This is a genomic window from Microbacterium sp. zg.Y1084 (assembly GCF_024623595.1).
Taxonomy (GTDB): Bacteria; Actinomycetota; Actinomycetes; order Actinomycetales; family Microbacteriaceae; genus Microbacterium; species Microbacterium wangruii.
In genome coordinates this window covers 65,768-92,225 of the sequence record NZ_JANJGV010000011.1, presented here as the reverse complement: position 1 = coordinate 92,225, position 26,458 = coordinate 65,768, and the positions used below count along the sequence as shown (strand labels likewise).

General features: G+C 71.7%; 31 protein-coding genes. 8 read left to right on the top strand and 23 right to left on the bottom strand.

Annotated elements, in window-relative coordinates:
* Positions 1–38: 38 nt before the first annotated feature.
* The 6 genes from NQ165_RS13380 to NQ165_RS13355 all read right to left on the bottom strand — a co-directional run bounded on the left by NQ165_RS13380 (position 39) and on the right by NQ165_RS13355 (position 5,426).
* Positions 39–1,193 carry a sorbosone dehydrogenase family protein gene (locus tag NQ165_RS13380; RefSeq protein WP_257533871.1) on the bottom strand — a complete coding sequence of 385 codons (1,155 nt, stop codon included), beginning with the start codon at positions 1,191–1,193 and terminating at the stop codon, positions 39–41.
* 46 nt (positions 1,194–1,239) lie between these two features.
* The gene (locus NQ165_RS13375; protein WP_257533870.1) at positions 1,240–2,022 is read right to left on the bottom strand and encodes an ABC transporter ATP-binding protein; all 783 of its coding nucleotides are present in this window, start codon (positions 2,020–2,022) and stop codon (positions 1,240–1,242) included.
* Positions 2,023–2,041: 19 nt separating this feature from the next.
* Positions 2,042–2,833 carry an ABC transporter permease gene (locus NQ165_RS13370; RefSeq protein ID WP_257533869.1) on the bottom strand — a complete coding sequence of 264 codons (792 nt, stop codon included), beginning with the start codon at positions 2,831–2,833 and terminating at the stop codon, positions 2,042–2,044.
* Positions 2,830–3,693, bottom strand: a complete 864-nt coding sequence (locus NQ165_RS13365; RefSeq protein WP_257533868.1) for an ABC transporter permease — start codon at positions 3,691–3,693, stop codon at positions 2,830–2,832. Before NQ165_RS13365 ends, NQ165_RS13370 begins: the two co-directional genes overlap by 4 nt.
* Complete coding sequence (locus NQ165_RS13360) at positions 3,693–4,679, bottom strand: ABC transporter substrate-binding protein (protein WP_257533867.1); 987 nt, start codon at positions 4,677–4,679, stop codon at positions 3,693–3,695. The genes NQ165_RS13365 and NQ165_RS13360 overlap by 1 nt, the downstream gene beginning before the upstream one ends.
* 81 nt (positions 4,680–4,760) lie before the next feature.
* Positions 4,761–5,426: an IclR family transcriptional regulator gene (locus tag NQ165_RS13355; RefSeq protein WP_257533866.1), complete on the bottom strand. Its 666-nt coding sequence runs from the start codon at positions 5,424–5,426 to the stop codon at positions 4,761–4,763.
* A gap of 196 nt (positions 5,427–5,622) precedes the next feature.
* On the opposite strand from NQ165_RS13355, the gene NQ165_RS13350 reads away from it, so the two are divergent.
* Entirely contained in the window at positions 5,623–6,294 is a 672-nt protein-coding gene (locus tag NQ165_RS13350) for an acyl-CoA synthetase (RefSeq protein ID WP_257533865.1), read from the top strand.
* On the top strand, positions 6,291–6,626 hold the full coding sequence (locus NQ165_RS13345; RefSeq protein ID WP_257533864.1) for an amino acid transporter: 336 nt from the start codon (positions 6,291–6,293) through the stop codon (positions 6,624–6,626). The genes NQ165_RS13350 and NQ165_RS13345 overlap by 4 nt, the downstream gene beginning before the upstream one ends.
* 67 nt (positions 6,627–6,693) lie before the next feature.
* Here NQ165_RS13345 and purB read toward each other — a convergent pair whose 3' ends face one another.
* A complete protein-coding gene (gene purB / locus NQ165_RS13340) occupies positions 6,694–8,085 on the bottom strand; it encodes an adenylosuccinate lyase (protein WP_257533863.1) in 1,392 nt (463 codons plus the stop codon).
* Positions 8,086–8,120: 35 nt separating this feature from the next.
* Positions 8,121–8,627: a low molecular weight protein-tyrosine-phosphatase gene (locus NQ165_RS13335; RefSeq protein WP_257533862.1), complete on the bottom strand. Its 507-nt coding sequence runs from the start codon at positions 8,625–8,627 to the stop codon at positions 8,121–8,123.
* Positions 8,628–8,741: 114 nt separating this feature from the next.
* Here NQ165_RS13335 and NQ165_RS13330 point away from each other — a divergent pair, with 114 nt between their 5' ends.
* Together NQ165_RS13330 and NQ165_RS13325 are read left to right on the top strand one after the other, a co-directional pair.
* On the top strand, positions 8,742–9,014 hold the full coding sequence (locus NQ165_RS13330; RefSeq protein WP_257533861.1) for a hypothetical protein: 273 nt from the start codon (positions 8,742–8,744) through the stop codon (positions 9,012–9,014).
* On the top strand, positions 9,011–10,342 hold the full coding sequence (locus NQ165_RS13325; RefSeq protein WP_257533860.1) for a hypothetical protein: 1,332 nt from the start codon (positions 9,011–9,013) through the stop codon (positions 10,340–10,342). The genes NQ165_RS13330 and NQ165_RS13325 overlap by 4 nt, the downstream gene beginning before the upstream one ends.
* On the opposite strand, the gene NQ165_RS13320 is transcribed toward NQ165_RS13325, so the two are convergent.
* Positions 10,311–10,706, bottom strand: coding sequence for a phage holin family protein (locus NQ165_RS13320; protein ID WP_257533859.1), 396 nt, complete (start codon positions 10,704–10,706; stop codon positions 10,311–10,313). The genes NQ165_RS13325 and NQ165_RS13320 overlap by 32 nt on opposite strands.
* A gap of 86 nt (positions 10,707–10,792) precedes the next feature.
* Here NQ165_RS13320 and NQ165_RS13315 point away from each other — a divergent pair, with 86 nt between their 5' ends.
* The 4 genes from NQ165_RS13315 (at position 10,793) to NQ165_RS13300 (ending at position 15,544) form a co-directional block, all read left to right on the top strand.
* Positions 10,793–11,902 carry a histidinol-phosphate transaminase gene (locus tag NQ165_RS13315; RefSeq protein ID WP_257533858.1) on the top strand — a complete coding sequence of 370 codons (1,110 nt, stop codon included), beginning with the start codon at positions 10,793–10,795 and terminating at the stop codon, positions 11,900–11,902.
* A 115-nt stretch (positions 11,903–12,017) separates the two neighbouring features.
* A complete protein-coding gene (locus tag NQ165_RS13310; RefSeq protein ID WP_257533857.1) occupies positions 12,018–13,145 on the top strand; it encodes a thiamine pyrophosphate-dependent dehydrogenase E1 component subunit alpha in 1,128 nt (375 codons plus the stop codon).
* Between the two features lie 56 nt (positions 13,146–13,201).
* Entirely contained in the window at positions 13,202–14,167 is a 966-nt protein-coding gene (locus NQ165_RS13305) for an alpha-ketoacid dehydrogenase subunit beta (protein ID WP_374679387.1), read from the top strand.
* A 30-nt stretch (positions 14,168–14,197) separates the two neighbouring features.
* Positions 14,198–15,544 carry a dihydrolipoamide acetyltransferase family protein gene (locus tag NQ165_RS13300; RefSeq protein ID WP_257533855.1) on the top strand — a complete coding sequence of 449 codons (1,347 nt, stop codon included), beginning with the start codon at positions 14,198–14,200 and terminating at the stop codon, positions 15,542–15,544.
* Positions 15,545–15,560: 16 nt separating this feature from the next.
* On the opposite strand, the gene csrA is transcribed toward NQ165_RS13300, so the two are convergent.
* The 14 genes from csrA to NQ165_RS13230 all read right to left on the bottom strand — a co-directional run bounded on the left by csrA (position 15,561) and on the right by NQ165_RS13230 (position 26,444).
* Entirely contained in the window at positions 15,561–15,842 is a 282-nt protein-coding gene (gene csrA / locus NQ165_RS13295) for a carbon storage regulator CsrA (RefSeq protein WP_257533854.1), read from the bottom strand.
* A gap of 18 nt (positions 15,843–15,860) precedes the next feature.
* On the bottom strand, positions 15,861–17,861 hold the full coding sequence (locus NQ165_RS13290; RefSeq protein WP_306816811.1) for a flagellar biosynthesis protein FlhA: 2,001 nt from the start codon (positions 17,859–17,861) through the stop codon (positions 15,861–15,863).
* Between the two features lie 50 nt (positions 17,862–17,911).
* Positions 17,912–19,009 carry a flagellar biosynthesis protein FlhB gene (locus tag NQ165_RS13285; protein WP_257533852.1) on the bottom strand — a complete coding sequence of 366 codons (1,098 nt, stop codon included), beginning with the start codon at positions 19,007–19,009 and terminating at the stop codon, positions 17,912–17,914.
* Positions 19,006–19,767: a flagellar biosynthetic protein FliR gene (locus NQ165_RS13280; RefSeq protein ID WP_257533851.1), complete on the bottom strand. Its 762-nt coding sequence runs from the start codon at positions 19,765–19,767 to the stop codon at positions 19,006–19,008. The genes NQ165_RS13285 and NQ165_RS13280 overlap by 4 nt, the downstream gene beginning before the upstream one ends.
* A 1-nt stretch (position 19,768) precedes the next feature.
* A complete protein-coding gene (fliQ, locus tag NQ165_RS13275; RefSeq protein ID WP_257533850.1) occupies positions 19,769–20,044 on the bottom strand; it encodes a flagellar biosynthesis protein FliQ in 276 nt (91 codons plus the stop codon).
* The gene (gene fliP / locus NQ165_RS13270) at positions 20,041–20,844 is read right to left on the bottom strand and encodes a flagellar type III secretion system pore protein FliP (RefSeq protein WP_257533849.1); all 804 of its coding nucleotides are present in this window, start codon (positions 20,842–20,844) and stop codon (positions 20,041–20,043) included. The genes fliQ and fliP overlap by 4 nt, the downstream gene beginning before the upstream one ends.
* Positions 20,841–21,221, bottom strand: coding sequence for a flagellar biosynthetic protein FliO (locus tag NQ165_RS13265; RefSeq protein WP_257533848.1), 381 nt, complete (start codon positions 21,219–21,221; stop codon positions 20,841–20,843). Before NQ165_RS13265 ends, fliP begins: the two co-directional genes overlap by 4 nt.
* 49 nt (positions 21,222–21,270) lie before the next feature.
* The gene (gene fliN / locus NQ165_RS13260; RefSeq protein WP_257533847.1) at positions 21,271–21,921 is read right to left on the bottom strand and encodes a flagellar motor switch protein FliN; all 651 of its coding nucleotides are present in this window, start codon (positions 21,919–21,921) and stop codon (positions 21,271–21,273) included.
* Positions 21,918–22,835 carry a flagellar motor switch protein FliM gene (locus tag NQ165_RS14680; RefSeq protein WP_257533846.1) on the bottom strand — a complete coding sequence of 306 codons (918 nt, stop codon included), beginning with the start codon at positions 22,833–22,835 and terminating at the stop codon, positions 21,918–21,920. Before NQ165_RS14680 ends, fliN begins: the two co-directional genes overlap by 4 nt.
* Before the next feature lie 45 nt (positions 22,836–22,880).
* Positions 22,881–23,690 carry a flagellar motor protein MotB gene (locus NQ165_RS13250; protein WP_257533845.1) on the bottom strand — a complete coding sequence of 270 codons (810 nt, stop codon included), beginning with the start codon at positions 23,688–23,690 and terminating at the stop codon, positions 22,881–22,883.
* Positions 23,687–24,490, bottom strand: coding sequence for a motility protein A (locus NQ165_RS13245; RefSeq protein WP_257533844.1), 804 nt, complete (start codon positions 24,488–24,490; stop codon positions 23,687–23,689). The genes NQ165_RS13250 and NQ165_RS13245 overlap by 4 nt, the downstream gene beginning before the upstream one ends.
* Entirely contained in the window at positions 24,490–24,714 is a 225-nt protein-coding gene (locus tag NQ165_RS13240; RefSeq protein WP_257533843.1) for a flagellar FlbD family protein, read from the bottom strand. The genes NQ165_RS13245 and NQ165_RS13240 overlap by 1 nt, the downstream gene beginning before the upstream one ends.
* A 125-nt stretch (positions 24,715–24,839) precedes the next feature.
* Entirely contained in the window at positions 24,840–25,997 is a 1,158-nt protein-coding gene (locus tag NQ165_RS13235) for a flagellar hook protein FlgE (protein ID WP_257533842.1), read from the bottom strand.
* Positions 25,998–26,021: 24 nt separating this feature from the next.
* The gene (locus tag NQ165_RS13230) at positions 26,022–26,444 is read right to left on the bottom strand and encodes a flagellar hook assembly protein FlgD (RefSeq protein ID WP_257533841.1); all 423 of its coding nucleotides are present in this window, start codon (positions 26,442–26,444) and stop codon (positions 26,022–26,024) included.
* Between the last annotated feature and the right edge of the window lie 14 nt (positions 26,445–26,458).

Genomic DNA, 26,458 nt, shown 5'->3' with positions numbered 1-26,458 from the left:
GTCTCCCGCGCAGCGGGGAGCGCCAGGGCGCCGGCCCGTCAGCCGGTCAGATCGGCGGGGTCGATCGAGACGATGCGGTCGTCCCCGGTGCGGGGGTCGCCACGGCCGTCGGTGTTGTTGGTGACGATCCACACGCGCCCGTCCGGAGCGGTGAGCACGTCGCGCAGGCGTCCGTATCGCCCCGCGAGGTGCTCGGTCGCGGCCGTCGGGTCGTCCACCGGCACGGCCCGCAGCACCTCACCGCGCAGATTCGCGATCAGCACGGTGTCATCGACGATCGCGATGCCGCTCGGGCTGGCAGCGGCGGTCGGCCACTGGGCGACCGGGTCGGTGAAACCGGCAGCCCCGGCGGCGCCCTCGACGGTGGGCCAGCCGTAGTTCGCGCCGGGCTCGATCACATTCAGCTCGTCCCAGGTGTTCTGGCCGAACTCGCTGGCGAACAGGCGCCCGTCGTCGGCCCATGCCAGGCCCTGCACGTTGCGGTGGCCCAGGCTGTACACCGGCGAGCCCGGGCGGGGGTTGTCCGCCGGCACGTCGCCGTCGGGCGTGACGCGCAGGATCTTCCCGTTTCGGGCATCCGGGTCCTGAGCCGCGTCGGGATCGCCGGCGTCACCCACGGGCACGTACAGCATCCCGTCGGGGCCGAACGCGATGCGCCCGGCATTGTGCGTACCGGATGCCGGCAGGCCGTCGATGACGGTGCGGGGCGAGCCGAGGGTCGTGGATCCCGCATCGCCCTCGATCGGGTACGCCTGCACCCGGTTGCCCGTGGGCGTCGTGGCGTAGGCGTACAGCTCGCCGTCGTGGAGGGCGAGGCCCAGCAGCCCGCCTTCGCCACCGTGCGCCACCCCCTCGATCACGGCGACGTCGCGCAACCCGCCGCCGGCGGTCCACTCGAAGACGCGTGCGGTGTCGCGCTCGCCGATCAGCGCCGCGTCCCGTCCCATCGTCACGACCGACCACGGCGACGTGAGGCCGGTCACCACGTCGAACGGCGGGCCGGACGCTGCGGTCCCAGGCGACGGGCGCGGCGTCGCGGTGGCCCCCGGGGCATCCGTCACTGCCGGAGCCGGAACGGCGGTGGGCGCGGCGGGCGGTGCCGCAGCACAGGCGGCCAGCGGGGCGGCGACCGCGACCGCGACCGCCGCCGCGAGGGCGAGCCTGCGCGGGGCTCGGCGGAGCGTCGAGGTCATGGTCCTCCCGGGGTGGGGAGGTCAGGCTACCAAGCGCCGTCCCGGCTCACACGGCCGGCGCCGTCGTGACCTTCGCCCGCTGGATCTCGGCATACAGGTCGTGCCGCAGCTCGGCGAACCTCGGCAGCGAGCGGGTGGTCAGCTGGTCGCGCTCCCTCGGCAGGTCGACGATCATCTCCCGCTGCACGAAGGTCGGCGACGACGACAGCACGATGACGCGCTCCGCGAGATACACCGCCTCGTCGATGTCGTGTGTGACGAACAGGGTCGTGATGCCGAGCTCGTCCCAGATCCGGCGGATGAGGTCTTCGAGGTCGGCGCGGGTCTGCGCGTCGACGGCGGCGAACGGCTCGTCCATGAGGAGCACCTTGGGCTGGTAGGCGATCGCCCGCGCGATGGCCGCGCGCTGCTGCATCCCGCCCGACATCTGCCAGGGGTAGGAGTCGGCGTTCGCGCCGAGACCGACGTGCTCGAGGGCGTCCCGCACCCGTTGCCGGCGTTCGGCGGCCGACAGACGCAGCTCCTTCAGCGGCAGCTCGACGTTCTGGCCGACCTTGAGCCACGGGAACAGGCTGCGGCCGTACTCCTGGAAGACGAGCGCCAGGCCCTTGGGCGGACCAGCGACCCGGCGCCCGTCGACGACCACCTCGCCGGCGGTGGGGGTCATGAGCCCGGCCATGTTCTTCAGCAGCGTGGTCTTGCCGCTGCCGGACGGGCCGACCAGGCAGACGAACTCGCCCTGGCGGACGGAGAAGTCCACGTCGCGGAGCGCCTCGAAGGCGGTCGGACCGCTGCCGTAGATCTTCTGGAGGTGGGTGACGCTGAGCATGGTGCGCACTCTTTTCGGTTCAGGATTCGTGGTCCGCCGCCCGCAGCCCCGTATACCAGCGGAGCACGCGCGTCTCGGCGAACTGAAGGACGAGGGAGGCGAGCAGTCCGAGGGTGCCGAGCACGATGATCCCGGTCCACATCTCGGGAAGCGCGAAGTTGCGTTGGAACTGCACGACCGAGAACCCGAGGCCGTTGGTGGCCGCGAACATCTCGGAGATGACCATCAGGATGATGCCGACCGATAGCCCCTGGCGCATTCCGGCGAAGATCTGCGGCGATGCGGCGGGGAGCACGAGGGCGATCAGCCGACGGGGCCGGCTGAGGTGGTACGAGCGGGCCGTCTCGGTCATGACCGGGTCCACCCCGCGCACGCCGTCGATCGTGTTGAGCAGGATCGGCCAGAGCGCCCCCAGCGTGATCACCGCGACCTTCATGCCGTCGCCGATCCCGGCGAACAGCGACACGACCGGCACCAGCACGGGGCCGGGAATGGCACGCACCAGCTCGAGGACCGGCTCGACGAACGCCCGCAGGCGCGGGTGCAGTCCGATCGCCGTGCCGAGCGCGACGGCGATGAGGGCGGCCGAGGCGAAGCCGATGGCGAGCCGTGCCACCGACGGGACGCCGTCGACGATGATGCTCGAGCCCCACCCGTCGTCGAGCCAGGTCTCGGGGAAGGCCCCGAGGATCTTCTGCAGCGAGGGAAAGTAGATGCTCTCGGAGTCGGCGCTGGCCACCCACCAGAGCACCGCCAGCAGAAGCGGCAGCGCGACGGCGTTGCCGACGACGGTCAGTCGTGAACGTCTCATGCGCCGCGCTCCGTCCGGGTCGAGTTGTGCCAGCGCAGCAGGTGGCGCTCGGCGATGCGGATGCCGGTGTTGACGGCGACGCCGAGCAGGCCCGTGACGATCACGAGGGCGTACAGCCGGTCGGTCGCGCCGGCGGACTCGGCGAGGGCGATGGCCTTGCCGATGCCCGGGGTGCCGATGAGCAGCTGCGCGGTCACCGTCAGCACGAGCGCGACGGTGGCCGCCAGGCGGATGCCGGTCATGACGAAGGGCAGGGCGCTCGGCCAGATGACCGTCGTCACCCGGCGCCACAGGCTGAGCCGGTACGAGCGGGCGGTCGCCATCACGACGGGGTCGACGTCGGCGGCGCCGTAGATGGTCTGCACGAGCACCTGCCAGAACGCGGCGTACACGACGAGCACGAGCGCCGACTCATAACGCGGCCCGAACAGGAGCACCACGAGCGGGATGAGCGCGACCGACGGAATCGGGCGCAGGATCTCGATGAGGGATGCCGTCGCGCGCCGCACCGGGGGCAGCTGGCCGATCACGAGACCCAGGGCGATCCCCGCCGCAGACGACAGCGTCAATCCCAGCGCCCACACGTAGAGCGTGTCGTAGATCGCCTGCCAGAGCGTTGCGTCGCCGAGCATGCCGACCAGCGCCGACAACACGGCGCTCGTCGGAGGGAGGTCCTGCGGCCGTACGACCCCGAGGGCCGGCAGCAGCTCGCCGGCGAGGCCGAAGACGAGAAGGCCGGCCGCCCCGAGCAGCGGGTTCACCAGCCGAGGCGGCAGGACCCGCCGCCGGGTGGAGCGGGAGGCCTGCACGGCCTCCCGCTCCGCGTGCGGCGCGGCTGCGGATCGCAGTTCCGCGGTCATCACTCGCCGAGGAAACTCGTGTAGTCGGGGTCCTCGCGCAGCACGCCGTAGGTCTTCGCGGCGGCGGCCAAGGCCTCCAGGCCGTCGCGGTTGATCTCCGGGTGCCAGGTGGGCATCGCGATCGTCTTGGCCGTGGCCTCGTCGAGCTCGTTGAAGTCGACCAGGGCGGCGCGGGTCGCCGCTTCGTCCTCCATCGCCAGGGCGAAGGACTCGTGCACGGCCGCGGTGAAGCGGGACACCAGATCGGCGTCGTCGGCGGCCAGCGCGGTGGAGGTGAAGAAGTACGCCGAGTCGAAGCTGTCGGACATGTCCGTCATCGGGCTCGCGACGATGGCGCCGCCTTCCGCGAGGATCTGGCTGCGGAAGGGCTCGGTGGTCCAGGCGGCATCCACTTCGCCGGCCGCCAGCTGCGCAGGCATGTTGGGGTAGGGGATCTCGACGAAGGTCACGGCATCGGGGTCGCCACCGGCGGCGGCGATGGAGTTGCGGATCGTGATCTCGCCGAAGTTGCCGAGGGCGTTGATGGCGACGCGCTTGCCCTGCAGGTCCAGCGCGTCCTCGATGCCGCTGTCGGCGAGGGCCGCGACCTCGGTGGCATCCGCGCCGGCGACGCCCGACGAGCTCGACCCGTTGGAGACGATCTGGATCGGGATGCTGTTCTCGTGGGCGACCAGCAGCGACACGACGTTGCTGTAGCCGAAGTCGTACTCTCCCGACACGACGGCCGGCACGATGGCCGCGCCGCCCTGGGCGAACTCCAGCTCGAGGTCGATGCCGTGCTCCTCGAACACCCCGGCCTCCAGGCCCATGTGGATCGGCACGAGGTCGGCGATGGCGAGGATGCCGACGGTGACGCTGTCCAGCGTCGTGGCATCCGCTGCGTCGGGAGTGCTCTCCCCGGCGGGGCTGCTCGGGCTGCAGGCGGTGAGCACGGCGGCCAGGGTGGCGACGGCGGCAACGGCCGCGGCGCGGGTGGATGTCTTCATGCGGGGCTTCCTTCGGTTCGGGTTCGGATTCGGGTTCGGGCGGGTGAGGGCGCGGACGGGGGACGAGGGAGCGGCGACGGATCAGGCGGCGTCGACGGGGATGGCGTCGACGGGGGTCAGCAGGCGTTCGGCCTCGGCGCGCAGCAGCGTTCCCCAGGCCTCGATCGCCGCGGGCGTGCATCGGAAGCTCGGGGCGACGACGCTGAGGGCCGCGAGCGTGCGACCCCCCGAGCGCAGCGGCACGGCGACGGCGGTGGCATCCGATTCGACCTCGCCCTCCGCGACGGCGTAGCCGCGCGTCAGACCGACGCCGTCCAGGGCGGCACCCGCAGCGGTGCCGGCCAGCGGGATCGATTCACCGACCCACGACCGGTGGCGCACCGCCCGCGTCCCCTCGAGGGCGGCGATGTAGGAGGCGGTGTCGGCGTGGGAGCGGATGCTGAGATAGACCGATTCCCCGGTGAGCGCGACGATGCGCTGCATCGCCGGCCAGACGAGGTCGACCAGGGTGTCCGCTCCGAGTGCGCGCAGACCGAACTGCAGCACCCGCCCGCCGGGGACGAACTCGCCGGACTCCTCGCGGCGCACGAATCCGGTCTTCTCCAGCGTGCGCAGCAGTCGCAGTGCTGTGCTCGGGGCCAGCCCGGTCGCGCGGGACGCGGCGGAGAGGGTGACGCGACCGCGCTCGCACACGATCGCGAGCAGCGACAGTGTGCGTTCCGCCGAACGCGTCGCGACTTCGGTCATGGCAGGTCTCCTCCGGTCGCGTCGAACGTATCCACGCGAGATGCACCGGCCTTTTCGCCCACGTTTCCGGCAGGCAACAGATGTTTGCCGCTCTGTGGAAAGGCCGCTCGGACGGGCAGGGCGGCCAGCCTTACCCCAGCCGCGGGCGAACTACACTGGAAGGGTTCCCCTTCGCTTCGAGCTGACGAGTTCCGCCGTGTCCGACACCTCCGCCCGTACGTTCGACGTGCGCCACCTGCAGCTCGCGCGCGCCCTGTTCGCGCTGACCGCGGGGATCATGATCACGTTCACCCCCGACCACTCCGCCGTGGTCGGCCTGGCGGTGTTCAGCGGGTTCGCCGTGGCGACCGCCCTCGTGCTGCTGCTGTCGGCCTGGCTCGTCTACCCGGCCGGCCGGCGCGGCACGGTCGTGCTCCTCGGCATCCTGACCCTGCTCGCGGGCATGGTCGGCGGGGTGTCGGGGTGGCGCACCACCACCACGTTCTTCGTCCTCATCATCGTCTGGGCGCTGGCGAGCGGCGCCACCGAGCTGGTCTCCGGCATCCTCGCCCGCCGTCGGGCGCGGGCAGAGGACTCGCCCGCCACGGCCGTCGAGCGGGGAGAGGCCCGTGACGCCATCGTCGTCGGTGCGCTGACGCTCGCCCTCGGGCTCGGGATGCTGGCCGTGCCCGCCGGCTACCGTCTGGACTACTTCGTCGACGAGGCCGGCTCCTGGTTCACCCTCACCGGCACCGTCATCGGCGTCGGCATCTTCGGCGCCTACGCGGCGATCATCGGGGTCTTCCTCGGCATCGCGGGGTTCTCGCCGCGCCCCACCGACACCGGGGCCCAGCCCCCGGTCGTCACCGAATCCGGAGGTCGGTCATGACCGAGCCCACCCGTCCCACCCGTCGCGAGCTGCTCAAGCCCGTGCAGCTGCTGGGGTTCGCCTTCGCCGCCGCGGCCTTCGGGGGGCTCGTGACCCTCATGTCGATGGGGGCGCTGCAGGCCGGGCCTGCTGAGGACATCCAGCGGGCATGGGTCGTCGCCGCCATCGTGGCGGGGGTGTCATTCATCGCGACGCTGGTCGTGGTCGCGCTGCTCATCCTCGTGGTCGACCCGGCGCAGGTGACCAAGACCATCGACGGGCCGGTCATGCGCACCGACCGCAGTGACGCCGGCGACGCCGGAGAGGCGCCGGACGGCGACGACAAGCGCTGACGCCGCGCTCACCCGCCCGAGCGGGGCTCACCCGCAGGAGGGAGTGCTCACCCCGCGGGGCGGATGCTCACTCCGCGAGCAGGGTGTCGACGAGGGCGGCGGCCAGGCCGGTGTAGCCGGCAGGGGTGAGCGCCAGCAGACGCTGCTTCGCCGCGTCGCCGATGTCCAGTCCGCTCACGAACTCCGCGAGCTCGGCGGCGCCGACGCGGCGGCCACGGGTGAGGTCCTTCAGCAGCGCGTAGGGGTCGGTGATCTGCGAGCGGCCGGCGACGATCTCCGCGCGCACGACGGTCTGGATCGCCTCGGCCAGCACCTCCCAGTTGGCGTCGAGGTCGCCCAGCAGCACCTCGCGCGACAGTGAGATCTCACCGAGACCGCGCTCGAGGTTGTCCAGCGCGAGCAGCGAGTGCCCGAACGCGACGCCGATGTTGCGCTGCGTCGTGGAGTCCGTGAGGTCGCGCTGCTGCCGTGACGTGACGAGGGTCTGCGCGAGGGTGCCGAACAGTCCGCCGGCGATCTCGAGGTTCGCCTCGGCGTTCTCGAAGCGGATCGGGTTGATCTTGTGCGGCATCGTCGACGATCCGGTGGCCCCGGCGACCGGGATCTGGGCGAAGAAGCCCATCGAGATGTACGTCCAGACATCGGTGGCGAGGTTGTGCAGGATGCCGCCGGCGTGGCGGGCGCGGTCGTACAGCTCCACCTGCCAGTCGTGCGACTCGATCTGCGTCGTCAGCGGGTTGAAGCCGATGCCCAGCCCTTCGATGAAGCCGCGCGACAGCGCGGGCCAGTCCACATCGGGCTCGGCGGCCACGTGGGCCGACCAGGTGCCGGTGGCGCCGGAGAACTTCGCGAGGTACTCGCCGCCCGCGATCTGCGCGGCGACGCGCTCGAGCCGCCAGACGAACACGCCGAGCTCCTTGCCCATCGTCGAGGGGGTCGCCGGCTGCCCGTGGGTGCGTGAGAGCATCGCGGCATCCTTGTGCTCGACGGCCAGCGCGCGCAGCTTCTCGATGACCGAGCGCAGCTTCGGCAGCCACACCCGCTCGACGGCGCGCTGCACGGTCAGGGCGTACGAAGCGGAGTTGATGTCCTCGCTCGTGCAGGCGAAGTGCGCGAGCTCGGCGATGCCGTGCAGTCCCAGCGTCGACAGCCGGTCGCGCACGAGGTACTCGACGGCCTTCACGTCGTGGCGGGTCACCGCCTCCTTCTCGGCCAGCCAGTCGATCTCGCTCTGACCGAACTCGCGGTACAGGCGCCGCAGGGCGGTCTTGTCGGCCTCGGACAGCGGGGCGGTGCCGAACAGCGACCGATCGGTGAGGGCGATGATCCACTCGACCTCGACCTCGACCCGGGCGCGGTTGAGGCCGGCCTCGGAGAGATAGTCGGCCAGACCGGACACGGCCGCGCGGTAGCGACCGTCGAGGGGGCTGAGCGGCTGCGGGGGGAGGGACGTGGACACGCGGTCTCCGATGGCTGGGGCGCGGCTCGGCGCGCTCAGCGGAGCTGGCGGACCGCGGGTTCGAGTTGCCGGAAGAGCGCCCGGCACGCGTTCTCGATCATACCGAGCACCTCATCGAACATCTCCGCGCCCGCGTAGTACGGGTCGGGCACGTCGAGCTGCTCGCCGGCGGCGGCGTCGAACGTGCGCAGCAGGGACACCTTGTCCGCGTCGGTGGGCGTGCGCGCCCACTGCAGGAGGATCCGCTCGTGGCTGCGGTCGAGGGCGACGACGAGATCGGAGGCGTGGAAGTCCTCCTGCATGAACTGCCGCGCCCGATGGCGTTCGCCGTCGTAGCCGCGTCGTGCCAGCGCCTCGAGGGTGCGGGAGTCGGCGCGTTCGCCCACGTGCCAGTCGCCGGTGCCTGCGCTCCACGACGAGACGCGATGATCGAGCCCCGCCCGCTGCGAGAGCGAACGGAACACGACATCGGCCATGGGTGAGCGGCAGATGTTCCCGGTGCAGACGAAGACGACGCGGAACGGGTCCACGGCGGCGGTCATCCACCCATCATGGCGACTCCGCGGCCGTCTGCACAGGCCCCGATTCGGCGCGAGATGTCCACGGATCGCTCACGGCCGCCCCGCGCGTGCGCGCGCACCGCGAGAGTCGAGGGCATGCAGAACGCCGGCCGCGCAGAGATCGAGCGGGTGGATGCCGCCTCTCGCCGCATCGCCGCGGTCGCCGCCGATCTGGCCGGGCTGCGCGCGCGAGCCGGCGCTCTGGCCGCGCAGACCGACTGGCAGTCCAGCGCCGCCGAGGCCTTCCGCGCCTCGGTGGCCGACTGGTCGACGGCGATCTGGCTGCTCGACTGGCCGCTGGAGCGGCTGCAGCAGGGGCTCCGGCGCACGCGGGCCATGCTCGAGAGCCTGTCGCCGCCGTCGTCATGAGCGCGCTGGAGATCCGCGGCGGCGGGGCCGTGGCCGTCGACACGGCGTCGCTGGATGCCGCCGCCGCCGGATTCGAGCTCGTCGCGGCCGACCTCGACGACGCGGGTGCGGGTGCGCGCGCCGCAGCGGCCGAGGTGATCGGGGTGATGTTCGCCGATCAAGACGGGCTGGATGCGCTCGCCGACGACATCGCCGCGCTCGCCGCCGCGGCCCGCGACCTGGCCGCGCGGCTGCGCCAGGCCTCCGAGGTGTACGCGATCGTCGAGCTCCGCGCGGCGCTGGCGGCGGCGCAGGCGCGCGGCGACGGTGCGATGATCGTGCGGGCTCGGATGGCGCTCGCCCTCGCGCGTCTGGATGACCCCGACGCCGCGCGGGCGGCGGATGCCGCAGTGGCGGCCTGGCGCGCCGACACCGGTGCGGCGCTGGGCGGTCAGGCGCTGGCATTGGCCCTTCATGCCGGCCCCTTCGCCGTCGGTGCACTGTCGGTGGGCCTGCCCGTGCTCCGGCAGGTGATCCGCGCCCGCGGTGGCGGCACGATCCATGCGGCATCCGCACCGCCGGCGCCGGCGCCGCCCGCGGACCTGCTGCCGCTGCGACGCACCGCCCGCGGCGGCCCGCCGGCGTCGCTGGCCGAGGCGGCATCCCGCGTGCCGGGGGAGGGTCAGGCTCGCATACGGGTGGAGAAGTACACCATGCCCGACGGCTCCGCCCAGTTCGCCGTCTACATCGCCGGCACGCAGACACCCACCGCCGGGGGGACCGACCCGTTCGACATGCAGTCGAACCTGGAGCTCTACGGCGGCGGGCTGTCCGCGTCGTACACCGCGGTCGTCGCGGCACTGCAGGCGGCGGGCGCGGGCGAGGGCGACGCCGTGCACGCCTTCGGTCACTCCCAGGGCGGCATGATCGCCGCGCGTCTGGCCGCAGAGGGCGCATTCGACACCCGCACCGTGGTCACCTTCGGCTCGCCGGTCGTGGCCGCCGTCGGCACGCAGACCCTGAGCGTCACGGTGCGCCATGCCGACGACCCCGTCGTCGCGCTCACCGACGGCGGCCTGCCTGAAGCTGCCGGGGCACCCGGCAGCTTCGTCGCCGAGCGGCTTGCCGACCCGCGCCCGGATGTCGGGGACCTGCTCGCGCCGAGCCACCACATGACCGCCTACGTCGACAGCGCCGAACAGCTCGACGTCAGCGCCGATCCGCGCATGGGCGCCGTACGGGCGGTCTGGGCGGATCTCGGCGCCGCGGTCGCGGTCGAGACGGCGGTCTGGGGTGCGGTGCGGCCGGGCGACCCGGTCAGACGCGGCGGCGCTGCGGGCGCAGGATGATGCCGAAGATCCAGTTGATGAGGGAGATGACGATCGCCGCGACGACGCCCCACCAGAAGTCCTCCACGCGCAGGCCCCATTGCCAGAACGAGGTGATCCACGCCGTCAGCCACAGCAGGAAGCCGTTGATGATCAGCGAGATGAGACCGAGGGTGAGGATGTACAGCGGGAAGGCGACGATCTTCACCACCGTGCCGATGACGGTGTTCACGATCGCGAAGATCGCGGCCACCGCGAGCAGGGTCAGCACCAGCTGGAGCGTCTCGCCCGGGGGGAAGGCGATGACCGTGACCTGCAGCACCGGAATCAGGGTGGCGATCCAGATGGCGAACGCGTTGATGACCACACGGATGATGAATCGCATGCTCTGCAGTGTGGCATGAGCCCTTGCGCGGGCCCGACAGACGCGCGTGACATGCGCGGGCTGCGGGCGCTTGTAGGCTCACAATCGTGACTGAGGCCCCTACGCCCCCGCCCGTGCGCATCCGTCCCGAGATCGCGGCCCTTCCTGCCTACAAGCAGGGACGCCAGGCCGGCGCCGACGCGTTCAAGCTGTCGAGCAATGAGAACCCGTTCGAGCCGCTGCCCAGCGTCGTCGAGGCGCTGCGCACCGTGACCTCGGTCAATCGCTACCCCGACGCATCGGCGTCGCGGCTGCGCGCCCGGCTGGCCGCCCGGTTCGGTGTGGGCGCCGACAGCGTGCACGTCGCCGCCGGCAGCGTGTCGATCCTGCAGCAGCTCGCGCTCGCGACCTGCGGGCCGGGCGACGAGCTGATGTACGCCTGGCGCTCGTTCGAGGCCTACCCGGGGCTGGCCGCGGTGGCCGGCGCGACGGCGATCGCCGTGCCCCTCACCGCCGACGGCGCGCATGATCTCGACGCGATGGCCGACGCGGTGACCGAGCGCACCCGCATGGTGCTCGTGTGCAGCCCGAACAACCCCACCGGACCCATCGTCACGCAGCGGGACTTCGAGGCCTTCCTCGACCGTCTTCCCCGCGACCTGCTCGTCGTGCTCGACGAGGCGTACGCCGAGTTCGTCACCGACCCCGCCGCCGTCGACGGCGGCCGGGTGCTGGCGGCGGGGCACCCGAACGTCGTCGTGCTGCGCACCTTCTCCAAGGCCTACGGGCTCGCCGGGCTGCGGATCGGCTACGGCGTGGGAAACCCGCGCGTCCTCGACGCGGCGCGCACGACCGGCATCCCGCTGTCGGTCACGGCTCAGGCCGAAGGTGCGGCGCTGGCCAGCCTCGATGCCGAGGACGAGCTCATCGCCCGCGTCGCCGTGATCACCGACCGTCGCGACCGCCTCGCGTCGATCCTGCGGGAGATCGGCTGGAACGTTCCCGAGGCGCAGGGCAACTTCGTGTGGCTGCCCGCCGCGGAGTACACCCTCGAGGTCGCCCCGCGCTTCGAGGATGCCGGGCTGGTCGTGCGTCCCTTCGCCGGGGACGGCGTGCGCATCTCGGTCGGCGAAGAGGAGTCGCTCCCCGACATCGCCGAGGCCGCCGCGTCGGCGCTCTCACTGCTGCCCGCTGACCACCCGGCACGCCGGCGCTGACGCCCCGGAACACCGCGATCCGGCGACCGGACTGTGGATCGGACACTGCGGATCGCGGCATCCGTTGTGGGATGTCCAGCACGGCGGGCACCGCGGGGGGCATTAGCGTAGGACCATGATCCAGCCCGAAGATCCCGCCCTCGTGCGCGTCCTCGCGGCCGACGGATCGTTCGCGCCGACCCCCGCCGCCGAGCCGTACCTCGACCTCGTCGAGGCGATCGACGACGCCGACCTCGAGCGGTTCTACCGCGACATGGTCATCAGCCGCGCGTTCGACCGGCAGGCGACGAACCTGCAGCGACAGGGCCAGCTGGCGCTGTGGCCGCCGTCGTTCGGGCAGGAGGCCGCGCAGGTCGGCTCGGCCCGCGCCGCGCGTGCACAGGACCACATCTTCCCGTCGTACCGCGAGCACGTCGTGTGCACCATCCGCGGCGTCGATCCGGTCGACATCATCCGTCTCATGCGCGGACTCACCCACGGCGGCTGGGACCCGGCGGACCCGGGCAACGGCAACACCCGCCCGTACACGCTCGTGCTCGGTGCGCACACGCTGCACGCCACCGGGTACGGCATGGGCCTGGTCTTCGACGGCCGCACCGCCACCGGCGACCCCGAGCGCGACGAGGCGGTCGTGGTCTACTACGGCGACGGAGCGTCCAGCCAGGGCGATGTGCACGAGGCCATGGTGTTCGCGGCGAGCTACCGCGTGCCCCAGGTGTTCTTCCTGCAGAACAACCAGTGGGCGATCTCGGTGCCGGTGGCAACGCAGTCGCGCACCCCGCTGCACCTGCGGGCCGCGGGCTACATGCCCTCGATCCTCGTCGACGGCAACGACGTGCTCGCCAGCTACGCCGTCACCAGACGCGCCCTCGACGAGGCGCGCGCCGGCGACGGGCCGCGCGCCATCGAGGCGATGACCTACCGCATGGGCGCGCACACGACCAGCGACGACCCCACGAAGTACCGCACCTCCGACGAGGAGCAGTCCTGGACGCAGCGCGACCCGCTGGTGCGCATGCGCACCTTCCTGCAGGGGCGCGGCGCGGCGGACGAGTTCTTCGCCGACGTCGACGCCGAGGCGCAGGCGCTCGCCGACGACGTGCGCACCCGCACCAACGCGCTCGGGACGATCCCCGCCGAGTCGATGTTCGCCCATGTCTACAGCGAGGCGCATCCGCTCATCGACGAGCAGCGACAGTGGCTGGCCGACTATGAGGCGGCGTTCACGGAGGAGGCATCATGACCGCTCCGACGACGACGGCCGCGACGACGGCGGCGACCACCGCCGCGGTGACCAGCATGCCGCTGGGCCGCGCGCTGAACGCCGGGCTCCGCGCGGCCATGGCCGCCGACGACCACGTGCTGCTGATGGGCGAGGACATCGGCCGCCTGGGCGGCGTGTTCCGCGTGACCGAAGGGCTGCAGGCCGAGTTCGGCGAGCAGCGCGTGCTCGACACCCCGCTCGCGGAATCGGGCATCATCGGCACCGCGATCGGGCTGGCCATGGCGGGGTTCCGCCCGGTCGTCGAGATCCAGTTCGACGGCTTCGTCTTTCCCGGGTTCGACCAGATCACCACCCAGCTGGCCAAGCTCACCAACCGCTCCGAGGGCCGGCTGCAGATGCCGGTCGTCATCCGCATCCCCTACGGCGGGCACATCGGCGCCGTCGAGCACCACCAGGAGAGCCCGGAGGCGTACTTCACGCACACCGCGGGCCTGCGGGTCGTGTCGCCGTCGACCGCGAACGACGCCTACTGGATGATCCAGGATGCCATCGCCTCGCCCGACCCGGTGATCTTCCTCGAGCCGAAGGCCAGGTACTGGGCCAAGGGCGAGGTCGACACCACGGCGCGTGCCGTGCCGTTGCACGCCTCCCGCGTCGTGCGCCGCGGCACGGATGTCACCCTGGTCGGTCACGGCGCCATGGTCACCACCCTGCTGCAGGCCGCCGCGCTCGCCGAAGGCGAGGGCACCTCGTGCGAGGTGATCGACCTGCGCTCGCTGTCGCCCGTCGACTACGCCCCGATCCTCGACTCGGTGCGTCGCACCGGCCGCATGGTCTACGCGCAGGAGGCGCCCGGCTTCACGTCGGTGGGGTCGGAGGTGGCCGCCACCGTCATGGAGCGCGCCTTCTACGCCCTCGAGGCCCCGGTGCTGCGGGTGTCGGGCTTCGATGTGCCGTTCCCGCCCGCGAAGCTGGAGGGCGTCTACCTTCCGGATGCCGATCGCATCCTCGAGGCAGTCGATCGCGTTCTCGCCCATTGAGGCCGCAGGGCCGCTGCGAAAGGACCACGCATGAGCACGCAGACCTTCGTCCTGCCCGACGTCGGTGAGGGACTGACCGAGGCCGAGATCGTGCAGTGGCGCGTGGCGCCCGGCGATGCCGTCGCCGTGAACGACGTCATCGTCGAGATCGAGACGGCCAAGTCCCTCGTCGAGCTGCCGTCGCCGTTCGCCGGCACGGTGGGCGAGCTGCTGGCCGCAGAGGGCGCCACGGTCGCCGTGGGCGCCCCGATCATCACGATCGCCGCCGCCGCGGCCCAGGTCGCGGAGCCCGCGGTGGTCGGGCATTCCGAGCACGGCGAGCCGGCGGCATCCGACGAGGGCGGCGGCTCGGTGCTGGTGGGATACGGCACTCCCGGCGCCGTCGCGTCACGGCGCGGCCCGGCGCGCAGTCACAGCCCGCAGCAGCAGGTGCGCGCCTCGGCCGGCGTGATCGCGAAGCCGCCGATCCGCAAGCTCGCGCGAGACCTGGGTGTCGAGCTCTCCACGGTGACCCCGACCGGCCCGGCGGGGGCGGTGACGCGGGAGGACGTGCTCGCGCAGGCGTCGCAGGCCAGCGTCTTCCGCAACCTGCAGACCCCCGACCGGCCCGAGGAGCGGGAGCAGACCATCCCGGTCGCCGCGCCCGCCGCATCGCCCGCGCCCGCCGCGGACGACGGCCGCGAGGAGACGATCCCGGTGAAGGGCGTGCGCAAGGCCACCGCTTCGGCGATGGTGCGCTCGGCCTACACCGCGCCGCACGTGTCGGTCTGGACCGACGTCGACGCCAGCCGCACGATGGAGCTGGTCAAGCGGCTGAAGACGTCGCCCGACTTCGCCGACATCAAGGTGTCTCCGCTGCTGATCATGGCCCGCGCCGTCATCTGGGCGGTGCGGCGGACGCCGATGATCAACGCCGCCTGGATCGACACCGACGACGGCGCGGAGATCCGGGTGCGCAACTACGTGAACCTCGGCATCGCGGCGGCCACCCCGCGGGGCCTGCTCGTGCCGAACATCAAGGACGCGCAGGACCTGAGCATGCGCGAGCTCGCGCGGGCGCTGGAGCGTCTCACGGTGACGGCGCGCGAGGGGCGCACCGCCCCGGCCGACCAGCAGGGCGGCACGATCACGATCACCAACATCGGCGTCTTCGGCATGGATGCCGGCACCCCCACGATCAACCCGGGGGAGTCGGGCATCGTCGCGATGGGCGCGATCCGTCAGAAGCCGTGGGTCGTCGACGGCGAGGTGCGCCCCCGGTGGGTCACCACCGTCTCGGGCTCGTTCGACCATCGCGTGATCGACGGCGACGCGATGAGCCGGTTCATCGCCGACGTGGCATCCGTGCTCGAGGAGCCCGCGCTGCTGCTGGACTGACCCCCGGCGGCGCCGCTCAGGCGACGGGGTCGGTGGATGCCACGGCGGGAGACGTCTCGGCCGCGGGGTCACGGCGGCGGGCCAGCGCGCCGAGCAGGGCCGCAGGGTCTGCAGTCGCGGCTGCGGCCGCGGCGTTCTCGGAGGCGACGGCGGCCACGATCTCGGCCCGCTGAATGCGGGTCTCCCGCGGCGCCTGGATGCCGATGCGCACGCTGTCGCCCTTGACGTCGAGCACCGTCACCTCGATGTCGTCGCCGATGATCACCCGCTCACCGATCCGCCTCGTCAACACCAGCATTCGTTCACCCTACTTCCGTCACGCCGGTTCGATGGCCTGGGCGTGGTTCGCGGTGTCGCGGACGACCCCCACCGTGTCGATCGTGAGGCCGCCCGAAGTGGCCTCGGTGTACGACAGCACCGGCAGGCCGTCGGCCTGCGCGGAGATGAGCCGCCGCACGGCCGAGCGCAGTGACGGCGCGCACACCAGCACCGGCTCGCCCCCCGGGCCGGCCGCCGCCGCTGCGGCACGGGTGGATTCGATGACCGCCTCCAGGCGCTGCGGGTCGAACGCGATCTGCGGGCCGTCCTCGCCCGGGCGCAGGGCCTCGAGCATCGCCTGCTCCAGCAGCGGATTGATCATGATGATGCGCAGCCGGCCGTTCTCCGCGAAGCGGGCGGCCACCGCCGGCCCCAGTGCGGCGCGGGCGGCCTCGATGAGGCCCTCCGGCTCGGTGGAGGTCTTGGCGCGCAGCGCCAGCGCCTCGTAGATGCGTGCGAGGTCGTTGATGGCCACCCGTTCCGACAGCAGCCCCTGCAGCACGCGCTGCACCTCGGCGAGGGAGAGCAGCGCAGGGGTGAGCTCTTCCACCGCGGCGGGGCTGATCTCGCGCAGCCCGTCGGTGAGGCGGCGGACGTCCTCACGGCTGAGCAGGCGGGCGGCATGGGCCTGGATGATGCTCGACAAGTGGGTGATGATGACGCTGGCCCGGTCGATGACGGTCGCCCCCGACAGCTCCGCGCTGTGCCGCATCTCCAGCGGCACCCACTTGCCGTCGATCCCGAACACGGGCTCGGGCGAGGACTCCCCGGGCAGGGAATCCAAACCCTGGCCGAGGGCGAGCAGCGACCCGCGTGGGGCGACGCCGCGGCCGGCCTCGACTCCGGCGACCCGGATCACGTAGGTCGTGGGAGGCAGTTCGATGCTGTCGCGGGTGCGCACGGGAGGCACCACGAGACCCATCTCGCCGGCGATCTTGCGGCGCAGCGACTTCACCCGGGACAGCAGGTCGTCGGGCCCGCCCGTGACGAGGTCGACGATGTCGGGGGCCAGCAGGATCTCCAGGGAGTGAACGCGCATGCGCTCGATGAGCTCCTCCGTGCCGTCCAGGGCCGGGGCCGTCGCGGTGGCCGCGTCATCCTCGCCGCCGCCGGTGGCCCCGCCTTCCTTCATCCGCTGGGCGACCAGCAGCAGCACGGCCGCGATCGCCAGGAACGGCAGCATCGGCATCCCGGGGATGAGCGACATCGCCGCAGCCGCCCCGCCCGCGATCATCAGCGCGTTGCGCGACTGGCCGAGCTGCGCCATGGACTCCTCGCCCATCTCCGCCTCGGCGTTGGAGCGGGTGACGATCATGCCGGTGGCCACCGCCATGAGCAGTGCCGGGATCTGGGTGACCAGTCCGTCGCCGATCGTGAGGATCGCGTAGGTGTTGAGCGCCTCGCCGATCTCCATGCCGTGGCTCATGACGCCGATGGCGATGCCACCCACGAGGTTGATGATGATGATCACGAGGCCGGCGATGGCATCGCCCTTGACGAACTTCGACGCACCGTCCATCGCGCCGTAGAAGTCGGCTTCGGCGGCCACCTCCGCGCGCCGTCGGCGGGCCTCGTCGTCGGTGATGAGACCCGCGTTCAGGTCGGCGTCGATCGCCATCTGCTTGCCGGGCATGGCATCCAGCGTGAAGCGCGCGCCCACTTCGGCCACGCGCTCGGCGCCCTTGGTGACCACGACGAACTGGATGACGATGAGGATGAGGAACACCACGAAGCCGATCACCAGTGACCCGCCGACCGCGATCGCACCGAACGCGTCGATCACCTGTCCGGCGTGCGCCTCGCCCAGCACGAGCTTGGTGGAGGCGACGTTCAGGCCGAGGCGGAAGAGCGTGGCCACCAGCAGCAGCGACGGGAACACCGAGAAGTCGAGCGGCTTGCGCACGAACATCGACGTCAGCAGCACCAGCAGCGCGAACAGGATGTTGGTGATGATGAGCACGTCGAGCAGGAACGGCGGCACCGGCACCACGAGCAGCATGATGATGCCCACCACGCCGACGGGGATCGCCGATCTGTTCAGGATCTTCTTCACGGGGACTTCCTCTGCGGGAGGGTGTGGACGCCACGGGCGGCGCCACGGCGTTTGAGGCCGTCGACGAACACGAGAACGCGTGCGACGGCGGTGTACAGGTCGGCCGGGATCTCCTGACCGAGCTCGCACGCGCCGTGCACGGCGCGCGCCAGGGGGATGTCTCGGACCATCGGCACGCCGGCTTCGGCCGCGCGGTCGCGGATGCGCTCGGCGATGAGCCCGCTTCCTTTCGCGACGACCCGCGGTGCGGACTTGCCCGGTTCGTAGCGCAGCGCCACCGCGACGTGGGTGGGGTTGACCAGCACCACGTCGGCGTCGCCCACCGCGGCGATCATGCGGTTGCGGCTGAGCGCCAGCTGCCGCGCCCGTCGCTGCCCGCGGATGAGCGGGTCGCCCTCGGAGCGCTTGTGCTCGTCACGGGCTTCCTTCTTGGTCATGCGGGTGTGCTTGCGGTTGCGCCGGATGACGACGAGGACGTCCACCGCCGCCAGGGCGATGCCCACGGCGACCGCCGTGATCAGCAGCGAAGCCGTGCCGGAGGCGGCGATCTCCAGCAGGCGCGAGACCGAGTGGGTGCCCGTGGCGGTGAGCACGGGCACGAGGCCCGAGATGATGAGGTACAGCCCCAGGCCGATCGCGACCGTCTTCAGCAGCGCCTTGACGCCCTCCCACAGCGCCTGCATGCCGAACAGCCGCTTGACGCCCGAGACGACGTTGAACTGCTCGAAGCGCGAGGGGATGCCGCGCAGGTGCACGCCGCCCTGGGCGATCGCGGCGATGAGGGTCACGATGGCGACGACGGCGAGCAGGCCGCCGAGGATGCCCGGGATGGACGCGAGACCGGCTTGGAGCACCGCCACGGCATCCTGCGGCGCGGGGTTGCGGATGATCGAGACGATCGCGACGAACTGCTGACCGCCGGCATCGGCGCCCGCGCCGATCGCCGTTGCCATCATGGCCGCTGCGGCGGCGATGCCCAGCCAGGCGGTGAAGTCCTGGCTGCGGGTGAGCTTTCCCTTCCGCCGCGCTTCACGCAGACGGCGGTCGGTGGCCTTCTCGGTGCGCTCGCCGGAGTCGCTGCCGCTGCCGCTCATCGGGTGCCCCCCGTGAGCAGTCCGAAGCTCTTCTCGGCCAGCGCGCTGACGATCGCCGGCAGGGCGGCGATCACGGTGCCGGCGAGCAGGAAGGTGAGCAGGATCTTGACGGGGAAGCCCATCGCGAATGCATTCAGTGCGGGGGCGACGCGGGTGATCAGGCCGAGACCCACGTCGGCGAGGAAGAGGATCAGCACGAGCGGGCCGGCGATCTGCACAGCCGCCAGCATCATCTGCGACACCGCGTCGATCAGCATCTCGGCCGGCCGGGCGAGCGGCATGACGCCGTCGATGGGGACCGCGGTGAAGCTGCGCACGAGGCCGGCGAGGATCAGCTGGTAGCCGCTGGACGCGAACAGCAGCGTCAGCGCCGTCATCTGGAACAGCCGCGTGAACTGGGCGCCGTTGACCTGCATCTGGGGGTCGAACGCCTGAGCGAGCTGAAAACCGCCGAAGACGTCGAGGAGGCTGCCCGCGGACTGCACCGCCGAGAAGCAGACCAGCACGAGCAATCCCAGCAGGGCACCGGTGACCGCCTGGATGACCAGTGCCCCCAGGAAGCCGGCGGTGCTGAGGCTCTCGTAGTCGGCCGCGACCGTCCCGCTGACGGCGAGGGCCAGCCCGACCCCCAGCATCGCCTTGATACGGGCGGGGAAGGCGCCGTACGAGAACGGCGGGGCGATGAACAGGAACGCGGTCATGCGCACCGCCGCGAGGCCGGTGGCCTCGAGCCAGGCGAAGTCGAGCGGGATGAACACGTCAGCCGCCGGAGAGCAGGTGCGGGATGCGGTCGAACATCGCCTCGGTGAAGGCGATGGCCTCGGCGATCATCCAGTTGCCGCACACCACGAGGGCGATGGCGACGGCGACCGCCTTGGGGACGAACGAGAGGGTGACCTCCTGGATCTGCGTGATCGACTGCAGCAGCGAGATGGAGAACCCCACCACCAGTGCCGTCACCAGCAGCGGCGCCGCGAGCTTGGCGGCGAGGACCACGCCCTCCAAGGCGATGTCGAGCACGGCTTCCGGCGTCATCCGATCGGCCCGTAGCTCTCCACGAGTGTGCGCAGGATGAGCCCCCACCCGTCGACGAGGATGAACAGCAGGATCTTGAACGGCAGCGAGATCATCACCGGGGGGAGCATCATCATTCCCATCGACATCAGCGCGGCGGCGACGACGAGGTCGATGACGAGGAACGGCACGAAGATGACGAACCCGATGATGAACGCCGCGCGCAGCTCGGAGATCATGAACGCCGGGATGAGCGTCTGCAGCGGCACGTCTTCCGGCGCCTCTGGATTGTCGAACCCGGCGAAGCGCGTCATGAGGGCGAGGTCCTCCTCGCGCGTGTACGCCAGCATCCAGGTGCGCAGCGGTTCCGCGCCGAGCGCGGTCGCATCGGTGAAGGTGAGCGTGCCCTCGACGTAGGGCTGCACGGCGACCGCGTTGATGTCCGTGAGAACCGGCCACATGATGAACAGCGAGAGGAAGAGCGCGAGGCCGGCGAGCACCTGGTTGGGCGGGATCGTCGGCAGCGACAGGGCGTTGCGGGTCATCGCGAGCACCACGAAGATCTTCGTGAACGACGACATCATCAACAGCAGCGCCGGCGCCACCGACAGCAGCGTGATCGCCAGCAGGGTGAGGATGGAGCCCGAAGGCGTGCCGTCGATGCCGTTGATGTCGACGGTCAGCCCGCCCGTGGTGGGCGGAGTCGGCTCGATGACGTCGGCGTGGGCCGGCGCGACGGCGAAGGTCTGCAGTGCGACGACGCCGACGAAGGCGAACCCGGCGAGGCGCGCGAGCCGCGCCCGGGCGCGCCCGGCGGTCATGCGCCGAGGGCGCGGCGCAGCGCCTCGGCTGCGCCGCCGGAGAGGGATGCCGGGGCGGAGTGGCCGCGCTGGCGGGACCGCCGCAGCGGCAGCGGGGGGTTGAGCGCGCCGTCCCCGGACGGCAGCTCCGCTCGTGCCGAGGGTGCGTCGACGGCCACGGCCACGGCCACGGGGCCGTCGAGCGCGGGTCGGCTGTCGATCACCGACACCCCGGCCTCGGTGACGCCCAGCACGTAGCGCGTGCCCTCCGCTTCGATGACGACGACGCGGGCCTTTCCGCCGAGCCCCTGCCGTGCGACGACACGGATCTGCTCCGGGCGCCGGGCGACGGTGCCCCGCGTCAGCCGCCGCTGGATGAACCAGAGCGCGCCGAGCACCGCCGCCAGGGAGATGGCGACGCGCAGGGCCAGCAGCAGGTCGTCCAGTTCACGCCTCCGCGTTCTCGATGATGCGCGTGATGCGCACCGCGTAGTCCTGGTCGACGACGACGATCTCGCCCTGGGCGATGAGCCGGCCGTTGAGCTTGACATCGGCCGGCGCCCCCGCCGAACGGTCGAGCTCCACGATGCGCCCGGGCTCGAGGTCCAGCACGTCGCGCACCGTCATCCGGGTGCGGCCGACCTCGACCGTCAGGTCCATCTCGACGCCGGCGATGCGCTGCAGGCGCCGCGGCGAGGCCGCGCGGCCATGCGTGACCCGCACCGCCAGGCGACCGATCGTGCGATCCGAGGAGTCCACGAGGTCGAACACCGTGGCGGCGGGGTCCGCGAACAGTGCGGAGGCGTCGCCGATGACGGGCTCGCCCAGCACGCACGGTCCGAACGCCGTGGCCGCGGCGTCGAGCGACTGGTGGAGGCGCTCGGTCAGCGGGATGGCGGGGTCGCCGTCGACGAGTGCGCTCTCGTCGAGGATGACGACGGCCAACGCGGCGCTCGTGTCCCCGACCGATGACACCATGACGGCGTCGCCGTTCTCGCTCGACCCCGTCGACGGGCGCGCGGTGGTGCGGCCGGCGGTGGGCAGGCGGTCGGCGAATGCGGCGGCGGCCGCGAACTCGTGGGCGGTGGTGCTGGTCATTTCAGCTCCTCGGCGAGGGAGAGGGACAGATCGGATGAGGTGACGACGCACGCGAGCCGGGCGCCGTTGGCCCCGATGGCCGCGGTCGCGACGACCTGGTCGGCGACGGTGAGGTGCAGGGGGCGGTCCTGCCCGTGGGGGAGCGGGATGATGTCGCCCACGGCGAGGTTCAGCACCTCGTCGGGGCGCATGCTGCGCGGGGAGAGGCGGAGCGTGACCTCGACGGGCGTCTCCTCGACATGCCACCGGACGACCGAGGGGTCAGGCGCCGCGTGCGGTGCCGAGGCGGTGCGCGAGAGCCGCTCGAGCAGGGATGCCGCGGGGAGGGCGACGCTGGCGCTCTCGGTGCGGTCGGCGAACCGCAGCGAGAAGCGGGCCACCACGACGAGGTCCTGGGCGGACGCGATCTGCGCGAACGCGGCGTTGTACTGCACGGCGCTCACCGAGAAGGTGTTCGGCAGAAGGACGCCGAGGCTGCCGTGCAGGTGGCCGAGGGTCTCGTTCAGAAGCGCCCGCAGCAGCGCCTGCTCGATGGCGGTCAGTGCGCGGTCGTCCACGCGCCCGGCGACCTCGCCGCCGAGCATCTTCACGATCCACGACAGGGCGGTCGGGACGGGGAATTCCACGATGGCACGCTCGTCCGACGCCTCTGCGGCGCAGACCACGAGCGTCGTGGTGGCAGGCACGGTGGCGACGTACTCGTCGTAGGTCTCCAGCGTCACGCGCTCCACCGCGATGTGCGCGCGGGTGCGCGTCTTCGACGCGAGCTGCACCGCCCACTGGCGGGCGAAGGCGTCGAACGCTCCCGCGAGGGCGCGCGCGTGCTCGCGCGAGAGCGCGGCGGGACGCCCGAAGTCGTAGCGCTCCGGGGGCGCGGTCTCGGCGGCTGTGTGCGCGCGTTGGTCGATCTGCACGAGGGGGACTATCGGGCGTCATCCCCCTCGCGTAAGGGACGGGCCTCAGCCGGAGGCGTCGGCGGCCGCGAGGCCCGGCAGCATGCTGCGGACCTCCTCGGTGGCCTCGGAGAGCACGACGATGTCCACCCGCCGGTTCATCGCCAGGGCTTCCGTCGCCGTCCCTTCGGCCATCGGGCGAGAGGCCCCGTACCCCACGGAGCTCACCCGCTCCTGAGGCACCGTCCTGGCATCCACCAGATAGCGCAGCACCCCGGTGGCGCGTTCCGACGACAGCTGCCAGTTGTCCACGAAGGGGGGAGCGGGCTGACGGAAATCGGCGTGCCCCTCCACCGAGATCTGATTCGGCACGGTCACCAGCACACCGCCGGCGGCGTCGAGCACGGCCCGGGCCTTGTCGCTCAGCACGGTGCTGTTGGTCGCGAAGAACGTCTCGGCGCTGACGAGCCCCACCGTGAGGCCGCGGTCGTCGATCGTGAACGTGGCGGCATCGCCCAGGCCGCGGGCGTCGAGCGCCTCCTGCAGGCGCGTGCGCAGGTCGGCGAGGCTGTCGTACTCCTGCTGGGCCGCGTTGGGCTGGAGCTCGGTGAACCCTTCGCCCGCCTCGTCCACCAGTTCCGGCGGCACGATGACGCCCTCGGACACGTCGGTGGACTCGCTGATCTCACTGCCGAAGCCCGTGGCGAGCGAGGCGCGGAGGGCCTCGAACTTCTCCTGGTCGACGGTGGACATCGCGAACATGACGATGAACATGCACATGAGCACCGTGACCATGTCGAGGTAGGACGCCATCCATCGCTCGTCCGGGCCGGCGTGGCCGCTCTCGGGGATGCGTCGCGCACGGCGCACGCTCATGCCGCCTCGTCCGCGCTCTCCGCGGCCTTGCCGCCCCGTCGCTTCGCCTTGCCCACGGGCTCCGGCGCCAGCGCGAGCAGCCGCTCCTGCACCAGGTGGGGCGGGCTGCCCGACTGCACGGCCAGCATGCCCTCCGTCAGCAGCGTCATCCGCTCGATCTCGATCTCGGCCAGTCGCTGCAGCCGGGTGCCGATGGGGAGCCAGATGAAGTTCGCCGACAGCAGCCCCCACAGCGTCGCGACGAACGCCGCCGCGATGAGGGGGCCGAGGGTGTCGGGCTGGTCGAGCTTCTCGAGCACGTGGGTGAGCGAGATCACCGTGCCGACGATGCCGACGGTCGGGGCGTAGCCGCCGAGCGTCGAGTAGAACCGTGCCGCGGTGCGACGGCGCCCGGCGGTGGTCGCGACCTGGTCCTCCATCATGACCCGCAGGTCATCGGCATCCGTGCCGTCGGCGATGTTCTGCAGCGCCTGCCGCACGAACGGGTCCTTCTCCTCGTCGACGGCGCTCTCCAGTGCGAGCAGCCCGCGGGTGCGCGCGATGTCGGCGTATCCGACGACCTTCTCGATCAGTTCGCGTGATGATCCGCGCAGTCCGCGGAAGGCTCGGGGGAGCGCCTTCACCGCCTCGACGGCGTCGCTGACCGTGCCGCCGGCGATGCCGATCGCGATGGTCGCACCGAAGACGAGCACCATGGGCGCCGGCAGGAGCAGGGCGCTCACGTGCGCGCCCTCGAGCGAGATCATCGCGAGCAGCGCGCCGAAGGCGATCACGATGCCGATGAGCAGGGACGGGTCCATCAGTCGACGCCCTCCAGGTCGCGGTCTCTGCGGTCAGCCGCGGCGGCGACGACCCGGGCACGGAAGTCCACGATGCTGTCGATCACCGTGTCCATGGCCTCGGAGACGACGAAGGTCGCGCCGTCGACCATGACGAGGGTCGTGTCCGGTGAGGCCTGGATGCGCTCGATGAGGTCGGGATTGACCGCGAACTCTATGCGGTTCAGGCGCGTGAGGACGATCATGCGCTCCCTCCCGGATGCGTCGGACTGCGCGGGTGCAGACCAAGGTGGCCGCGCCATCGCCTGTGATAGGGACTGTCGGTCGCCGGCATCCATCCGTTAGGCGGAGGCCGGCGACCCGGTCGACGTCATCGCTTGAGGTTCGTCAGCTCCTGCAGCACTTCATCGCTCGTGGTGATGATGCGGGCGTTCGCCTGGAAGCCGCGCTGAGCGACGATGAGGTTCGTGAACTCCTGCGAGAGGTCGACGTTGGACATCTCCAGCGCGCCGCTGACGAGGTCACCCATGCCGTCGACGCCGGCGGCACCGACGGCGGCGGCACCCGAGTTGGCGCCCGCGCGGTACTGCGACGAGCCCGCCTTCTCCAGGCCCTCCGGGTTGTCGAACGAGGCCAGCGCCACCTGTGCCAGCACCTCGGAGGCGCCGTTGCTGAATGTTCCGATCAGGCTGCCGTCGGCGGAGATCGTGTAGGACACCAGGCTTCCCGACGCGCGGCCGTCCTGGCCGGTCAGCGCGACGGTGCGCAGATCGGCGAAACCCGTGAGCGCCGACAGGTCGATGGTGACCCCGCCGGAGGTGATCGCGGCAGGCCCGGTGAGCTTGCCGTCGGTGAACGCGAGCGAGGTCGTCGCGGTGCCGTCGGTGACGTCCCATCCGCCGGCGGTGCGGGTGAAGGTCAGCGCGAGCTGCCGCGAGGCGCCCACCGCGTCGTACACCGTGATGTCGCGCACGAGCTGCTCGCCGACGGCGACCTCGGAGGGGAGGTTGCCGGCGGCCTGGGCGCCACCGGTGGCCACCGCGGCGGACGTCGCGCCGACCGGGAGGGAGATGTCGCCGATCGGCCGGCCCGTGCCGATCTGCCCGTCGACGGCCGTCCAGCCCTGCACGAGCGAGCCGTCGACCGTGACCATGCGGCCGGCGGCGTCGAAGGAGAACGCGCCGTTGCGGGTGTACAGCGTCTCGGCGCCGCTGCGCACCACGAAGAACCCGTCGCCGGCGACCATCAGGTCGGTCGCGACGCCGGTGGCCTGCGCGGACCCCTGCGCGAAGTTCGTGCGGATGCCGGCGACCTGCGTGCCCAGACCCACCTGGGCGGCGTTCGTGCCGCCGGCCTCGGGCTGAGGGGCGCGGGAGTTCTGCACGATCTGCGAGAGCGTGTCCTGGAACTGGACCGACCCCGCCTTGAACCCGATGGTGTTGACGTTCGAGATGTTGTTGCCGGTGACGTCGAGCATGGTCTGGTGCGAGCGGAGGCCGGAGATCCCGGCGTAGAGCGAACGGAGCATGAGCAGCCCTTCTGGATGAGGTGGTCAGGAAGCGGGGGAGGTGACGCCGGAGACGGCGTCGAGCGCGACGGCGGTGCCGCCGATGGTGACGAGGGGGACGCCCTGGTCGAACGAGACCTGGGTGACCCGGCCGGTGTGGGTGACCCCGTCGGCGTCGACGTAGGAGGCGTCCTGCCCGACGAGCGCGGCGGCGGCCTGGCGCATGCTCAGCGCGAACTGCTCGGAGAAGCCGTCGGTGAGCGCGGTCAGCTGCTCCATCATGGCCAGCTGCGTGGTCTGCGCCATCATCTCGTTGGTGTCCAGTGGAGAGCTGGGGTCCTGGTTCTTCATCTGGGCGACCAGCAGCTGCAGGAAGACCTCGCCGTCGAGGGACTGCTTGGGCGGGGGCGGGGTGGCGGCTGCGGCGCGCACGGCGGCGCTGGCGGAGACGGGGTCGACGGCGGGCACGGGGCTCCTCGGGG